The 14878-nt window shown below is 60.5% G+C and carries 11 protein-coding genes; 4 read left to right on the plus strand and 7 right to left on the minus strand.

Annotation, left to right across the window (positions count from 1 at the left end):
- The first annotated feature begins 283 nt into the window (after window positions 1–283).
- On the plus strand, window positions 284–1075 hold the full coding sequence (locus tag LDJ84_RS08080; protein WP_024765690.1) for a glycosyltransferase family 2 protein: 792 nt from the start codon (window positions 284–286) through the stop codon (window positions 1073–1075).
- A gap of 238 nt (window positions 1076–1313) precedes the next feature.
- On the opposite strand, the gene LDJ84_RS08085 is transcribed toward LDJ84_RS08080, so the two are convergent.
- The 4 genes from LDJ84_RS08085 to LDJ84_RS08100 form a co-directional block, all read right to left on the minus strand.
- A complete protein-coding gene (locus LDJ84_RS08085; RefSeq protein WP_226046173.1) occupies window positions 1314–3050 on the minus strand; it encodes a M12 family metallo-peptidase in 1737 nt (578 codons plus the stop codon).
- An 85-nt stretch (window positions 3051–3135) separates the two neighbouring features.
- Window positions 3136–4551, minus strand: coding sequence for an HlyD family type I secretion periplasmic adaptor subunit (locus LDJ84_RS08090; RefSeq protein WP_024765687.1), 1416 nt, complete (start codon window positions 4549–4551; stop codon window positions 3136–3138).
- On the minus strand, window positions 4548–6695 hold the full coding sequence (locus LDJ84_RS08095) for a type I secretion system permease/ATPase (protein WP_226046174.1): 2148 nt from the start codon (window positions 6693–6695) through the stop codon (window positions 4548–4550). Before LDJ84_RS08095 ends, LDJ84_RS08090 begins: the two co-directional genes overlap by 4 nt.
- Before the next feature lie 405 nt (window positions 6696–7100).
- Window positions 7101–8003, minus strand: a complete 903-nt coding sequence (locus LDJ84_RS08100; protein WP_024765685.1) for a LysR family transcriptional regulator — start codon at window positions 8001–8003, stop codon at window positions 7101–7103.
- Window positions 8004–8141: 138 nt separating this feature from the next.
- Here LDJ84_RS08100 and LDJ84_RS08105 point away from each other — a divergent pair, with 138 nt between their 5' ends.
- From LDJ84_RS08105 to LDJ84_RS08115, 3 genes are all read left to right on the plus strand, one after another.
- On the plus strand, window positions 8142–9806 hold the full coding sequence (locus LDJ84_RS08105) for a GMC family oxidoreductase (protein ID WP_024765684.1): 1665 nt from the start codon (window positions 8142–8144) through the stop codon (window positions 9804–9806).
- Between the two features lie 126 nt (window positions 9807–9932).
- Complete coding sequence (locus LDJ84_RS08110; protein WP_065086125.1) at window positions 9933–11555, plus strand: MFS transporter; 1623 nt, start codon at window positions 9933–9935, stop codon at window positions 11553–11555.
- 133 nt (window positions 11556–11688) lie between these two features.
- Window positions 11689–11973, plus strand: a complete 285-nt coding sequence (locus LDJ84_RS08115; RefSeq protein ID WP_024765683.1) for a hypothetical protein — start codon at window positions 11689–11691, stop codon at window positions 11971–11973.
- A 156-nt stretch (window positions 11974–12129) separates the two neighbouring features.
- Here the strand turns inward: LDJ84_RS08115 and LDJ84_RS08120 are convergent, their stop codons facing one another.
- From LDJ84_RS08120 to LDJ84_RS08130, 3 genes are all read right to left on the minus strand, one after another.
- Window positions 12130–12519: a hypothetical protein gene (locus LDJ84_RS08120; RefSeq protein WP_024765682.1), complete on the minus strand. Its 390-nt coding sequence runs from the start codon at window positions 12517–12519 to the stop codon at window positions 12130–12132.
- Between the two features lie 118 nt (window positions 12520–12637).
- Window positions 12638–14260 (minus strand): methyl-accepting chemotaxis protein, encoded by a 1623-nt coding sequence (locus LDJ84_RS08125; RefSeq protein ID WP_065086126.1) that lies wholly within the window; start codon window positions 14258–14260, stop codon window positions 12638–12640.
- A 154-nt stretch (window positions 14261–14414) separates the two neighbouring features.
- Window positions 14415–14852 (minus strand): YqaA family protein, encoded by a 438-nt coding sequence (locus LDJ84_RS08130; protein ID WP_065086127.1) that lies wholly within the window; start codon window positions 14850–14852, stop codon window positions 14415–14417.
- Between the last annotated feature and the right edge of the window lie 26 nt (window positions 14853–14878).

Genomic DNA, 14878 nt, shown 5'->3' on the forward strand with positions numbered 1-14878 from the left:
GGAATTCCGTTTAAGTAATTCGGAAATTGCTGTCAGGAATTCCTGAAAGGTATGGGATAGATTTTATTTGAGTGTCCCAGGTTAGGGCGGTGCTGGCTTTTGAGCTTCTTGATTATTAGTTGTTGGGACAGAGGGATTTAATGGGGGTAAAGAGTTTGTAATTGATAGTGTGTTCATGCGTTGGTTCACGGTTTGAAATTGGTTCTCTACACAGGTTTCCAGTTAGATGCTTATTCGAGAGTATCGCTATAGGATGAAAAATCAATAAAGGAGGGATTTTTGCATGTCACCTAGCCGGCATTCTGTCGCGGTTAAGCCCGCAATAAGCGTCATAACCCCCACATGGAATCGTGAGTCGCTGCTACCGTTTGCTTATCGTTCGTTCTGCTCGCAAAGTGTAGAGTCTCTGGAATGGGTAGTTATCGATGACAGTGATAAACCAAGTGCTTTTATGGAAAGCTTGAGTGATTCTCGAGTTGTTTATCGACATTTGCCTTCGCGAAAGACAATCGGCGAGAAGCGCAATCTAGCCAATGAAATTGCCAGGGGCGATATTATCGCCCACTTTGATGATGATGAAGTCTATGCGCCAAATTATCTTGCAGCGATGCTTGGCCAGATGCGGTTGCATGGGGCTGACTTTGTAAAGCTAAGCGCATTCTTCATCTATAGCAGAGTGTATAAAAAATTTGCCTATTGGGATCTGATGTGCAAGGCCGGTTTGCATTTCTGTTGGAGCGGTAGACCGGTTACACTTCACGAAATTCCTGAAGGAAGTCAGGCGTTTCTCGAGAACCATCTTGGATTCGGTTTTAGCTATTTTTATACGAAACGTCTCTGGGCCGAGCATCCGTTCGAGCCAATTTCTTTCAACGAGGATGGGCTTTTTGCAACGGCGGCGCGCAACAGGGGTGCACACATCGCTCTTCCTGTTGATGACTCCGGTTTGTGCTTACATGTGCTACACAAAAACAATTCATCGAAGAGCTTTCCACAGTTCATCCTGCCGGACGTACTTGTCGAGCGCCACTTTCCGCACTTCTGTGAGGCGCTCGACTCGGCGTCGTTGCGTTAGATTAAATGACAGGCGAGCCGCAAGGTTGGCACCAAAGATGAAACTTTGATCTTCACAGTTTTTCCACTCCAGAAACGTTGGCAGGTCTGAAGAAGATCGTCACGCTGCTCGCAAATCTCTTCATGTATTGATGTTGAGAAATTGCTCTCCATTGTAGACGGTAAGTATTATGCTGAATTTTGGCATTTTTTGATCCATGGATATATAAATGGCGATGCTCTTGCGAGCACCGCCGAAGCTACGTCAACTCCAAGCAGCGGCTATAACCGGTGCAAGTGCTTGCTGATAGTTGGGGGGGGAGGGTGGTCTGACCAAGTGCAGGAGGTGAAAACGCCGCCATGGCATTAACTAATTGGTCGACCTTGTCGTAATTTAAGGTTTTGCCGTTGCTGGTCTGGAACTTTTCTATATAGCACTCTGACCAATTAGGGGTCCCACTGCTGCTGGGGTACCAGAAATCAATGGAAACTTTGTCGCTTGTTCCTATGATTTTTACAACTAACGAGCCGGAGATATTTTCCTTGCTAAACCAAAGTTGGTCAAAGTTTATCCCTTGGCCAAACTTTAGAATGTCAATGTCGAATGGGTTTGTGCTTCTTTGAGCCTCCAGGATTGTGTCGGAGCCATCTCCTTTGTTGAATATATAGGTGTCGCTACCCCCGTTTCCTTGAAGTTTGTCATTTCCTCTTCCGCCTGTAATTAAATTGTCACCATTTGTCCCTATTATTATATTATCTAAATTATTCCCAGTTAGCGCCATATTGCCGCTGGCTTGAGTGCAGTTTATGCCTTCTATGTTGTCGGGGAGGGCGTATTGAGATATGGAGGCGCCGAATATTTCGATTGAGTCATATCCCTCTCCGGGGTTCTCTATGATAACGTCTCCTACGTTGTCAATGATGTATCGGTCGTCGCCCGTTCCACCTCTGAGCGTATCGGTACCCGTGCCCCCATCGAGAATGTCATTACCTGCGCCGCCATCCAGAATATCATTGCCCGCGCCGCCATATAGGATGTCATTTCCCGCGTTTCCGTAGATTACATCGTCACCATTCTCCCCCCATATTATGTTGTTTAATTCATTTCCTTGTATGGTGTCATTTCCCTGCGTGCCTCGAGCATTCTCTATGTTGGCTCCATAGGCGATGCCTAAAGCGCGCGCACCCATGAAAACGTGCGATGCAAATGTCTCGTTGGTGGGTCTGAAAAATATGTCGCTGCGGGTTCCATTGTTTAGATTTAGATTTGATCCGGATGTGAAGTTACTGAGATCGATTGTGTCTATACCGCCGCCGTCCCATATCGTGCTATAGAATGGAACATATGAGTATTTGTAGATCGTGTCGCCGCTGTTGAATGAGGTATTTGCTCCGTAAAGATATTGAATTGCGGCGATGTCATAAATACCTAAATCGGTTGGTTCTGCTTGGTACTCATAGTAAAATTTTCTTACGCTATTGTATGACATGACTGTATCGATTTTGTTGTACATTGAAGCGTTGGAGGAGTAGATCCATTCGTTATTGATTTTTTCATGTGTGTGTTGCAGGCCTAAAATGTGTCCGACCTCATGAGCTGTAACTGCCCAGCCTTGGGGGGTGTTTTGATGTTCAACACGTAAGCCGATAGTTGCATATTGGTCGCCTGGGTTGACGACGGCTACGCCATTATAAGCGTCGGTGCGCATGTTATATATCAGTAGGTCGGCCACGGGGCTGAAGGAAGGGGAGGTATAGAGGAAGTTGACATTTGTCACTTCTGAATATCTTTGGAGTACTGAGCTGATTAGTGATTTTTGAGCGGGGTCTGTGAATCCGAAATTTGACCCGAGTACTCCTGTGTCTTGGTTTGCAAGTGTTGACCAAGTTATAGTTTTGTTTGCGGGTAGTATCCATTTTCTAGCGGATTCGCCTTTTTTAAGTATGAAGTCGATTTCATCCTGCCCGGATTGTGAATAGGGTGTCATATTGGTCATGTCTGCATTTCCGTTTGGTTAAGTGTTTGTCGGTGTGCTGAGTTTTCATGGGTGCGCTTTTAAATTCACGATGCTTACTTGCATGTCATCTTTCCTCCAAGCTCTCATCCATGTATCGCTTCAACGGACTGAGGAAGTAGTCAATAACCCGTTGTCGATCGGTCTTAATTTCCGCACGCACTGCCATTCCCGGTGTCAGCGGCAAATCTTCGCTGCCCACACGGATATGGTTCTGGTTGAGTTCGATGTGCAGGCTATAGAGCAACCCGCGCTTTTCGTCCTCAATAGCGTCCTCGGAGAGGCTCAGCACTTTCCCGTGGAGCACGCCGTACTTGGTGAAGTTGAAGGCCTCGATCTTTACGGCCACGTCCTGGCCCGGATGCACAAAGCCAATGTCCTTGTTCTCCAGCTGGGCTTCGATTTCTATCGGTTGGTCGCGGGGCACCAGCACCATCAGCGGTTGCGCTTCGGTGACCACGCCACCAGCGGTATGGATCGCCAGTTGCTGGACGGTGCCGTCCACCGGAGCGGTGAGGCGGGTGAGGCTGTCCAGGCGTTCGGCCTTGTGCAGCTCCTGTTGCAGGGCGGCGGCTTTCTGCTCGGACTGGTGCAACAGGTCGAGCATGGCGCGGCGGTTTTGCGCCAGGGTGGTTTCCCGTTGCTGTTGCGCGGCTTGCCGCGCTGATGTGAGTTCGAGTATGCGGCTTTGCTGCTCGGTCAGTTGACGCTCCTGCTCCATCTGCTCCTGCTGCTTGTTCAGGTAGTGGTGCTTGGGCACCAACCCTTGCTCCGCCAGGCGCGCATAGTCGGAAGTAATGCGCCGGGTGATGGGCAGCATCTGCTCCAGTTTGCTGGCTGACAGTCTCGCGGCCTGGATTTCTGCGCTGCGCTGGGCAATCACCGCTTCCTGCTGCGCCAGGCCGCTGCGCAACTCCTGGTACTGACCTTGCAGCCAGAGGTTGGCGGCTTGTTGTTGCTCAACGCTGGCTTGTGGCAGTTTGGCGGCGACGTTGGTGGGGGGGTGTTGGTTGGTGATCGCATCGAGCATGGCCTGCGCGCGAACTGCATCCACCTGGCTGGCGAGCAGATCGCTGCCTAATCGCTCGACATCGGCGCTGGTCTGGCTCGGGTCTAGCTCCACCAGCAGATCGCCGGCCTTCACGGCCTGGCCATCGGTGACGTGAATGGCCTTCACCACGGCGACTTCATGCGGCTGGATGACCTTGCTGCGGCCACTGGGGACGATGCGTCCGTTGGCGGTGGCGACCACATCCACCTGGCCCAGGACGGCCCAGAGAACGGCCAGTGTCGCCAGCGTCATGATCAGCCATTGCAGGTAGCGAGGGGCCGGGTGAACGGGGGTTTCCTGCAAGGCCAAGGCGGCGGGGAGAAACTGTGCTTCGTGAGGCAAGCGCGGAGTTGTGTCCAGGCTGTGGCGCAGGCCCCAGGCGTGGTTCCACGCCAGACGATAGCGCTGCAGCAGCTCGCGATGGGCGCTCATTGGTCGTCACCGTGCTGCAACTGGTTCAGGCGCGCGTAGTGGCCCTGCTCAAGGAGCAACAGTTCGGCATGACTGCCTTGCTCGACGATCTGCCCGCGCTCCAGCACCACGATGCGGTTGGCTCGACGCACCGCACTCAGGCGGTGGGCAATGATGATGACGCTGCGGCCCTGGCAGATGGCGCGCATGTTCTGCTGGATGATCCGCTCGGACTCGTAGTCCAGCGCGCTGGTGGCCTCGTCGAAGATCAGGATGCGCGGGTTATTCAGCAGCGCACGGGCGATGGCGATGCGTTGCCGCTGGCCGCCCGAAAGTGAGGCGCCGTGTTCGCCGACGATAGTGTCGTAGCCTTCGGGCAGTTCCAGGATGAACTCGTGGGCGCCGGCCAGGTGGGCGACCTCGATCACCCGCTCCAGCGCCGCGCCTGGGTCGGTGAGGGCGATGTTGTCGCGGATGCTGCGGTTGAACAGCAGGTTTTCCTGCAACACCACGCCGATCTGCCGACGCAGCGAAGACATTTCGGCCAGCGCCAGGTCCATGCCATCCACCAGTACCCGCCCACGATCGGGCACGTAAAGGCGTTGCAACAGACGGGTGAGAGTGCTCTTGCCCGAGCCCGAGCGGCCGACGATGCCGATTACCTCGCCTGGGCGAATATCCAGGCTGATGCCGCGCAGTACTTCCGAGCCATCGCTGCGATAGCGGAAATACACCTTATCGAACTCGATCCGACCGCGCAACGGCGGCAGCGAGCTGCGCTGGCCGAGTCCGGCCTCGCTGCGGGTATTGAGAATGTCGCCCAGGCGCTGCATGGAAACGCCGGTCTGCTGGAAATTCGGCCATAGCTGAGCGAGGCGCATGATCGGCTGGGCCACGCGGCCGGCAAGCATGTTGAAGGCGATCAACTGGCCGACCGACAAGTCTCCCTCGATGACCAGGCGCGCGCCGAGCCAAAGGGTCATCACGGTCACCAGCTTGCCGATAAGGCCGACGCCCTCGTTCGCCAGCGTAGAGAGAACCTGTGTGCGAAAACTGGCGGCGACGTAAGCGGCCAGTTGGTTGTCCCAACGCCGTGTGGACTGCGGCTCCACTGCCAGGGATTTCAGGGTGTCGATGCCGTTGAGGGATTCGACCAGAAAGGCCTGGTTCTCCGCGCCGCGGTTGAAGCTCTCCTGCAGGCGAGCGCGCAAGGGTGGGGTGATAAGCAGCGACAGCAGCACGTAGACCGGCAATGACAAGATCACCACCAGCGTCAGCCAACCGCTGTAGACCAGCATCACCGCGATGAACACCACGCAGAACAGCAGATCCAGCAGCAGCGTGATCGCATTACCCGTCAGGAAACTGCGAATGTTCTCCAGCTCGCGCACCCGCGCTACCGAGTCGCCGACCCGTCGTGCATGGAAATAGGCGATGGGCAGGGCGATCAGATGGCGGTACAGGCGTGAGCCCAGCTCCACATCGATGCGGCTGGCGGTGTGGGCAAAGACGTAGGTGCGCAGGCCGCTGAGCAGGCTTTCGAAGATGAGGATGGTCAGCAGCCCGACACATAGCACATCGAGGGTGGACAGGCCCCGATGGACCAGGACCTTGTCCATCACTACCTGAAAGAACAATGGCGTCAGCAGGGCAAACAGCTGGAGGAAGAAGGAGGCAATCAATACCTCGCTGAGCAATTTGCGGTAGCGGACGATGGCGGGAATGAACCAGGTGAAGTCAAAACGTGCCAGTTCACCACCAATGGACGCCTGGGACCGCAACAGGATCAGCCGGCCGTTCCAGCGTTCCTTCAGATTGGCCAGCGGTATCGCTTCGGGGCGTTGTCCGGGGACTTGGATCAACGCCTGGCCCTGATCGACACGGGCAAGGATGAAGAAGCTGCCGTCGACGGCTTCGGCAATGGCGGGCAGTGGCGTTTGTGCCAGGCGTAATGGTTGTGACTGTGCGGATTTGGCGAGCAGCCCAAGTTTCCGGGCGGCGAGTAATAGGCGGTCGCGGTCAAAGGTTTGGGCGCCTTCGGCGAATTCGTGGCGCAGTTGCTCGGCGCTGGCGGCGATGCCGTGGAAGCTCGACAGCGTAATCAGGCATTGAAGGCCCGTGTCGAGGGGCGAGGACGGGACTTCCTGCGAGGCTGGAGCATTCATCTCTGTACTTCCTGTCAGGGATGGGCAGCACTGGCATGTGCTATCTGGACAAGGAAGTTATGTTTGTTCAGCCCGTGTTCAGCAATGGTGTTGTATAGCGCGGCATCCAAATCAGACGCTTCAGGCAGAGCCTGCTCTGGAATCAGGGTTTGCTGAGGAACAGAGTGTCCTCTTCGGGGGTAGGACGGCTTTCTCAGGACGACAGGACGGGGAATCGCGGGCGTTTACGAACCGCTGGCCTTCATTGATGCCCTTGATGCGATGGTCTTCGTCTGCCAGTCCACCGAATTGCGACTGGTGTGGTTGAGGAAGCGTGAAGAGCGGCGCTCCTGCCCCTACGGAATAGCCGCACTGCGCCACGGCAGTCTTGGCGCGACGGTGCGGCATGTGCAACGGCCCGCGTGGCTAGGGAGCTGCGTTCTTCCCCTCGACGAGAATGCCCTGTTCGCGGCCGCAGACCTCCACCAGGAAATCCCACACCAGCCTCAGCCGCACCGACCGGTGCAACTCGCGCCGCGTGCACATCCAGTATTCCCGTTCGATGAACTCCTCCGGCAGCACCGGCACCAGCCGTGGGTCGTGCAGGCCCATGTACTGCGGGAGGATGGCGATGCCGATGCCCGCCTGGGCGGCTTGTTGCTGGGCAACCACGCTGGTGCTGCGGAACACCACCTGCGGGTGGCGGCAGAAGCTGTGGTGGAACAGCAGTTCCTGGCTGAACAGCAGGTCGTCGACGTAGCCGATCCACGGGTGCTGGCTGAGGTCCTCGCGGTCGCGCAGGGGCGGGGCGTTTTCCAGGTAGGCGGGGCTGGCGAACAGGCTCAGGCGGTAGCGGGTGAGCAGGCGGCTGATGAGTAGGTCGGCGCTGGGGCGTTCCAGGGTGATGGCGATGTCCGCCTCGCGGTTGGTGATGCTGACGAAGCGTGGCACCGACACCAGTTCCACCTCCAGCCCGGGATACCTCTGCATCAGTTCGCCCATGCGCGGGGCGAGGAACATGGTGCCCAGGCCTTCGGTGACGCCGATGCGGATCTGCCCCAGCGGCGAGATGGCCTGGCTCATTTCCTCCTGGGCGAGGAGGGCGGTGTTTTCCATGGCCTCGGCGTGCTTGAGCAGCGCCTGGCCGGCCGGGGTGAGCTGGTAGCCGCCGGTGTGCTGGGCGAACAGCTGGGTGCCGAGGTCACGCTCGATGCTCTCGATATGCCGCGCCACGGTGGCGTGGGTGGTGCCCAGGCGCTTGGCGGTGGTCAGCAGGCGGCCGCTGCGGTGCAGCTCGAGGAAGTAGCGCAGGTCATTCCAGTCGAACATGGGCGGCTCTCGTTGGCAGAAGGCGCACTGTTAGAAAACGCACAGCAGGTGACTCGAAACGACTGTTCTTTTATCACGAACGAACGACTAGGCTCAGTCGTCATACCCAAAAGAACAAGAAACGACGAGGTGCTTTCCATGCCGCAGGCACTGGATGCTTATGACTACCTGATCGTTGGCGCGGGCCCTGCCGGCTGCCTGCTGGCCAACCGCCTGTCCGCCGACCCCGCCAACCGCGTGCTGCTGCTCGAAGCCGGCGGCCCGGACAACTATCCCTGGATCCACATCCCCGTCGGTTACCTCTATTGCATCGGCAACCCGCGCACCGACTGGTGTTTCGACACCGAAAAGGTGCCGGGCCTGAACGGCCGCGCCATCAAGTACCCGCGCGGGCGCACGTTGGGCGGCTGCTCCTCGATCAACGGCATGATCTACATGCGCGGCCAGGCGCTGGACTACGACGGCTGGGCGGCCGAGGGCAATCCTGGCTGGGGTTGGAACGACCTGCTGCCGCTATTCATGAAGATGGAGGACCACTTCGCCGGCGCAAGCGACTTGCACGGCTCCGGCGGCGAATGGCGGGTGGAGAAGCAGCGGTTGTCGTGGGCGATCCTCGATGCCTTCCGCGAAGCGGCGGCGCAGTCCGGCGTGCGCTCGGTGGAGGACTTCAATGGCGGCGACAACGAAGGCTGCGGCTATTTCCAGGTGAACCAGCGTTCCGGCGTTCGCTGGAATGCGTCGAAGGCTTTCCTGCGGCCCATTGCCAACCGCGCCAATCTCACCGTGCTGACCCACGTCGAAGCCCATCGTGTACTGCTGGAAAACGGTCGCGCGGTGGGCCTGGAAGTGAACTGGCAGGGGGCTCGGCGTGAACTGCGGGCCCGGCGCGAGGTGATCCTCTGCGCCGGGGCGATCAACACGCCGGTGTTGCTGCAACGCTCGGGCATCGGTCCGCGCGATCTGCTGGAGAAGCACGGAATCGGAGTGCGCCATGAGCTCTCCGGCGTCGGCGGCAACCTGCAGGATCACCTGCAGCTGCGCCTGATCTACCGCATGAACGGCGCACCTTCGCTGAACCAGATCGCCTCGACGCTGTGGGGCAAGATGGGCATGGGCCTGGAGTACCTGTTCAAGCGCAGCGGGCCTCTGTCCATGGCGCCGAGCCAACTGGGCGCGTTCGCCAAGTCCGACCCCGGCCAGCGTTCGGCCAACCTCGAATACCACGTGCAGCCGCTGTCGCTGGAGCGCTTCGGCGAGCCGTTGCACAGCTTCCCGGCGTTCACCGCTTCGGTGTGCGACCTGCGCCCATTGAGCCGTGGCTCGGTCACGCTGCGTTCGCTCGACCCGCGCGACAAACCGGTGATCCAGCCCAACTACCTGAGCCACCCACAGGACCTGCGCGTAGCCGCCGATGCCATCCGCCTGACCCGGCGTATCGCCGCCGCACCCGCGCTGGCGCGTTTCAACCCGGTGGAGTTCAAGCCCGGCCCGGATTACCAGACCGAGAAAGACCTGCACCGCGCCGCCGCCGAGATCGGCACCACCATCTTCCACCCGGCCGGTACCTGCCGCATGGGGCAGGGCGGGGGGGCGGTGGTGGACAGCCAGTTGCGCGTGCATGGCATTCCCGGCCTGCGCATCGCCGACGCTTCGATCATGCCCAGCCTGACCTCCGGCAACAGCTGTTCGCCGGTGCTGGTGATCGCGGAAAAGGCCGCGCAGATGATTTTGAGCGAACCCGCGCGCGGCGCGGAGGTCATCCCTTCCAGTGGGCGCACACAGGAGGAAGCTCCGGTGGCGTGACGGCGATCCCGTCTGCCCGCTTTTTATTTGGCGTGTAGCAAGACAACCGGTATCGCGCGGTATGAAAGCCGCGGCAGTCGAGGCTGACAAAAACAAGAGCCCCCAGAAGGGGCAGGAGAGCCCGTAATGACCGATGTAGCACAGCCCAGCTCCTATGAGCGTCCCGCGACCACGCGTCGCGACGAGCGCAAGGTGATCTTCGCCTCGTCGCTCGGCACGGTGTTCGAGTGGTACGACTTCTTCCTCTACGGATCGCTGGCGGCGATCATTGCCAAGCACTTCTTCGCCGGGGTCAACGATACCACTGCCTTCATCTTCGCCCTGCTGGCGTTCGCCGCCGGCTTCCTCGTCCGTCCCTTCGGCGCGCTGGTGTTCGGCCGCCTGGGCGACATGATCGGGCGCAAGTACACCTTTCTTGTCACCATCCTGCTGATGGGCCTGTCGACCTTCGCCGTCGGCCTGCTGCCGGCCTACGCCACCATCGGCGTGGCGGCACCGGTCATCCTCATCGTGTTGCGCCTGTTGCAGGGCTTGGCGTTGGGCGGGGAGTACGGCGGCGCGGCGATCTACGTGGCCGAACACGCGCCGGACCACAAACGCGGCGCCTACACCAGCTGGATCCAGTGCACCGCCACCGGCGGGCTGCTGCTGTCGCTGGTGGTGATCTGGGGTTGCCGCCAGCTCACCGGGCCGGAGTTCGAAACCTGGGGCTGGCGCCTGCCATTCCTGATTTCCATCGTGCTGCTGGGCATCTCCACCTGGATTCGCCTGTCCATGCACGAGTCGCCGGCGTTCCTGAAGATGAAGGCCGAGGGCAAGGTGAGCAAGTCGCCGCTCAAGGAATCGTTCACCCGCTGGAGCAACCTGAAGATCGTGCTGATCGCGCTGTTCAGCATCAATGCCGGCCAGGCGGTGACCTTCTACGCGGCGCAGTTCTACGTGATGTTCTTCCTCACCCAGGTGCTCAAGGTCGACCCGGCGCTATCCAACGGGATGCTGATCGTTGCGCTGGTGATCGGTGCGCCGCTGTTCGTGATCATGGGCTGGCTGTCGGACAAGGTCGGTCGCAAGCCGGTGCTGATCACCGGGTTGCTGCTGGCCACGGTGCTGTACTTCCCGCTGTTCAAAGCGCTGACCCACTACGCCAACCCGCAGATCGACGCGGCCTCGCGCCAGGCGCCGGTCACCGTGATGGCGGACCCGGCCACCTGCACCTTCCAGTTCGATCCGGTGGGCAAGGCCAAGTTCGACAGCGCCTGCGACAAGGCCAAGACCCTGCTGGTGAAAGGCGGCGTGCCCTATAGCACGCTGGCCGCGCCGGCTGGTAGCGAGTTGGTGGTGACCGTCGGCGAGAAGCGCATCGAGGGCTTCGACGCCGCCGCGCTGGGCGCAGCGGTGAAAGATGCCGGCTACCCGACCGTGGCTGATTCCTCGCTGGTGAACCGGCCGATGGTGGTGGCCATCATCGTCGCGCTGATCTTCATCGCCACCTGCTGCTATGGCCCGCTGGCGGCGCTGATGGTCGAGCTGTTCCCGACACGCATCCGCTACACCTCGCTGTCGCTGCCGTACCACATCGGTAACGGCTGGTTCGGCGGGTTGCTGCCGACCATCTCGTTCGCCCTGGTGGTGTATACCGGCAACATCTTCTACGGCCTGTGGTACCCGGTGCTGGTGACGGCGATGAGCCTGGTGTGCTCGCTGCTGTTCCTGCGCGAGACCAAGGACAACGACATCCACGCCGATTGACCGGCGCTTGAAGTGAACGAGGCCCGCGCGATGCGGGCCTTGTTCATGGCGGGGAGGTATCGCGGCGACACGGTGTCGCTTACCCTATGCCGACTTGGCCTGCGCAGCGGGCCATTCGTATTGGAGTTCGAGCATGAGTCAAGAGATCGCCACCGTTACCGTCAGCGCCGAGCACTGGGGCCGCGAAGCCGAAGCAGTGGATAACGCCCGCGTCACCATCACCCTCAGCGCTCCCGAAGAAGGCGTGATCGAGGTGCGTTTCAAGGGCCAGCTGGATGCCCCGGAAGAGCCGACCCACGTCTGCGTGACGCTGGATAACGGGTTGTCCTATTACGGCGAGATCCAGGGTGGCGAGGCGAATGAAGAGGGCGGCTGGCTGCGCTTCGAGGGCGAGCTGATCGATCTGGAAGGTTTTTAAGCCGAAAGTTCCCTGGAGGATACGCCGCAAGCCGATGTTGTCCTGCGCAGCGGACTCCATTTTCAATGGCGTTCCCAGGGGCCATCGCTCCTACAAAATGCCCGCCCAATGAAAAACCGGCCATCTGGGCCGGTTTTTCATTGCCTGTGGATAACCTCACTGCTGCGGGATCATCCCCTCGATGCGCTTGGCGAAGGCATTGGCCAGCGGGCCATCGGCGAGCAGCAGCAGGTAGTCGTGCTCGGACTTGGCCGCCGGGGCGATCTGGTACTTCAGGGTGCCCGAGGCGACCTGGCCGACCACCGGTACGGTCAGGGTGCCGACGCATTCCAGTACGCCGCTGTCCGGGTCCTTGTCGATGATCGCCACGTCCTTCAGCTCGGCCTTGCTCAGCGCATCGGACTGGGCGGAAAGCGCGCCGGAGAGGAAGACCTTCACCAGCTGGTTCTTCACGTCGTCCGAGCCGCAGACCTTGGCCTCGTTCCCCCCGCAGGCGCTCAACAATGCGGCTGCGGCCAGCACGGCCGAGAATTTCAACAGTTTCATCTATCCACCCTGTGGCGTTCCATGATGGCCATTGGATAGGAAGTTACCGGAAAAATTCCCTGTCATCTCGTCCCGTTTCGCCAGCTCGACGGCGAAACGGGAGTAGGGCCATGGGCCGTCAGACCACGAAGCGCGCCACCATGCCGTTCAGGTCCACGGCCAGCCGCGACAGTTCCTGGCTTGCCGCGCTGGTCTGGGTGGCACCGGCCGAGGTCTGGGTCGCCAGGTCGCGGATGGTCAGCAGGTTGCGGTCCACCTCGCGGGCGACCTGGGCCTGTTCCTCGGTGGCGCTGGCGATCACCAGGTTGCGTTCGTTGATCAGCGACATGCGTTGCAGGATCACCTGCAGCGAGTCGCCTGCCTCGCCGGTGCGGCTGACGGTGCGCTCGGCGTGGGCGGTACTGCTGAGCAGCGCGGTGACGGTGCGATCGCTGCCGTTCTGGATGGCCGACACCAGCTCCTCGATCTCACGGGTCGAGCTCTGCGTGCGCTGGGCCAGCGAGCGAACCTCGTCGGCGACCACCGCGAAACCACGCCCGGCCTCGCCGGCGCGGGCGGCTTCGATGGCGGCGTTGAGCGCCAGCAGGTTGGTCTGCTCGGCGACGCTGCGGATCACTTCCAGCACCTTGCCGATGTCCTGCGCCTGGTTTGCCAGGGCTTCGGCCTGCTGCGAAGCCTGGCCCACTTCACCAGCCAGGATGCCGATGGCGCTGGAGGTTTCGTCCACCCGCTCGCTGCCGCTGCGCGCGGCGTCGATGGCCTCGCGGGAGGCGGCGGAGGTCGAGGCGGCGTTGCTGGCGACTTCCTCCACGGCGCTGGTCATCTGGTTGACCGCGGTGGCGGCCATCTCGATCTGGTCGCTCTGCTGCTGCAGCGCGCGGCTGCTGTCGTCCATGACGCTGTGCATTTCCTCGGCGGCCGAGGCCAGCTGGCTGGCCGAATTGCCGATGCCACGGATGGTCTCGCGCAGGCTGGTCTGCATCTCCGCGAGGGCCTTGAGCAACTGTGCCGGCTCGTCACGGCCCTCGATGCCGAAGCGCTGGCTCAGGTCGCCGCTGGCGATGGTCTGGGCCACGCGCACCGCCTGGCTTAGCGGTACGACGATACTGCGGGTGAGTTGCCAGGCCAGTAGCAGGGTCAGGCCGACACTCAGCAGCAGAATGCCGCCGACCACCATTCGGCCGCTCTGGAACTGCTCCACGGCGCGGTCGGCGGCAGCAGCGGCGCCGTTGCGGTTGAGGTCGATCAGCGCGGTGAGGCGCTTGTTCAGTTCGGCGCCCTGCTGGGTGATGTTGCCGTTGAGGATGTGCAGCGCGCCTTCCTCGTCGTTCTGGCGGACCTTTTCCAGCAACTGGTCGACAAAGCCCAGGTAGCCGTCCAGCGCCTGGCGAAGTTCATCGGTGCGCTGCTGCTCTTCGCTGCTGAGGATCAGCCGGCGGTAGTCGGCCAGCACCTTGTCCTTGTCCTGCCGCGCTTCGGCGATCAGCTCCAGGCTGTGCTGGCGCGCGGTGCTGTCGTGGTTGACCAGCAGGCGCATGGATTCCAGGCGGATGCGGGCGATGTCGCCCGACAGCTGGTTCATCTGGCTGATGCTCAGCAGCCAGTTGCTGTCGATTTCCTCGGAAGCGGCGCGCAGGGTCGACAGCTTGTACAGCGAGAACAACCCAAGAAACACCAGGAGCAGGCCCATGACAGCGAAACCCAGGGACGCGCGGCGGCCAATACTCATGCTTCTGAACATCGTGAATTTCCCTTTTCTTCATCCATTGTGTGGAGCCGGCAGGCTCTGCCATGCACGGTGATGGCGCGGTGATATTACTTGGCGCCAATTTTTCGCTGCAGTGGCAAAACAGGACTCGCAGAGGAAATTCCTGGCCGTTCTGACCAAGGGCAAGTCAGGCGAGCGTGAGCCAGGCCAGTACGGCGTAGCGCCCGACCTTGGCGACGCTGACCAGAAGCAGGAAACGCCACAGGGGCTCGCGCATGACACCGGCGACCAGTGTCAGCGGGTCACCGATCACCGGCGCCCAGCTGAGCAGCAGCGACCAGTTGCCGAAGCGCCGGTAATGGCGCTGGGCTTTCTCCAGCGCCGCATCGCTCACCGGAAACCAGCGGCGCCCGCGCCAGCGCTCCAGACCCCGGCCCAGCAGCCAGTTCACCAGCGAGCCGAGCACATTGCCCAGGCTCGCGGCCAGCAATAGCGACCACACGGGGTACTGGCCGCCCAGCAGCAGAGCCACGAGCAAGGCTTCGGATTGCAGTGGCAGCAGGGTGGCGGCGGTGAAGGCTGAGAGGAACAGGCCAAGGTGGGCGGCCAGGGCAAGGCTGAGCATGAGTCTTGGATTGGCCGAAGGACAGG

The organism is Pseudomonas sp. HS-18, from assembly GCF_020401845.1.
In the GTDB taxonomy this organism is placed as follows: domain Bacteria; phylum Pseudomonadota; class Gammaproteobacteria; order Pseudomonadales; family Pseudomonadaceae; genus Pseudomonas; species Pseudomonas nitroreducens.

Bases quoted from the DNA above. Each gene is read 5' to 3' on its own strand.
- LDJ84_RS08080 (WP_024765690.1), top strand. From the start codon at position 284: ATGTCACCTAGCCGGCATTCTGTCGCGGTTAAGCCCGCAATAAGCGTC.
- LDJ84_RS08090 (WP_024765687.1), bottom strand. From the start codon at position 4,551: ATGAGCGCCCATCGCGAGCTGCTGCAGCGCTATCGTCTGGCGTGGAAC.
- LDJ84_RS08095 (WP_226046174.1), bottom strand. From the start codon at position 6,695: ATGAATGCTCCAGCCTCGCAGGAAGTCCCGTCCTCGCCCCTCGACACG.
- LDJ84_RS08120 (WP_024765682.1), bottom strand. From the start codon at position 12,519: ATGAAACTGTTGAAATTCTCGGCCGTGCTGGCCGCAGCCGCATTGTTG.
- LDJ84_RS08125 (WP_065086126.1), bottom strand. From the start codon at position 14,260: ATGTTCAGAAGCATGAGTATTGGCCGCCGCGCGTCCCTGGGTTTCGCT.
- LDJ84_RS08100 (WP_024765685.1), bottom strand. From the start codon at position 8,003: ATGTTCGACTGGAATGACCTGCGCTACTTCCTCGAGCTGCACCGCAGC.
- LDJ84_RS08105 (WP_024765684.1), top strand. From the start codon at position 8,142: ATGCCGCAGGCACTGGATGCTTATGACTACCTGATCGTTGGCGCGGGC.
- LDJ84_RS08115 (WP_024765683.1), top strand. From the start codon at position 11,689: ATGAGTCAAGAGATCGCCACCGTTACCGTCAGCGCCGAGCACTGGGGC.
- LDJ84_RS08085 (WP_226046173.1), bottom strand. From the start codon at position 3,050: ATGACCAATATGACACCCTATTCACAATCCGGGCAGGATGAAATCGAC.
- LDJ84_RS08130 (WP_065086127.1), bottom strand. From the start codon at position 14,852: ATGCTCAGCCTTGCCCTGGCCGCCCACCTTGGCCTGTTCCTCTCAGCC.
- LDJ84_RS08110 (WP_065086125.1), top strand. From the start codon at position 9,933: ATGACCGATGTAGCACAGCCCAGCTCCTATGAGCGTCCCGCGACCACG.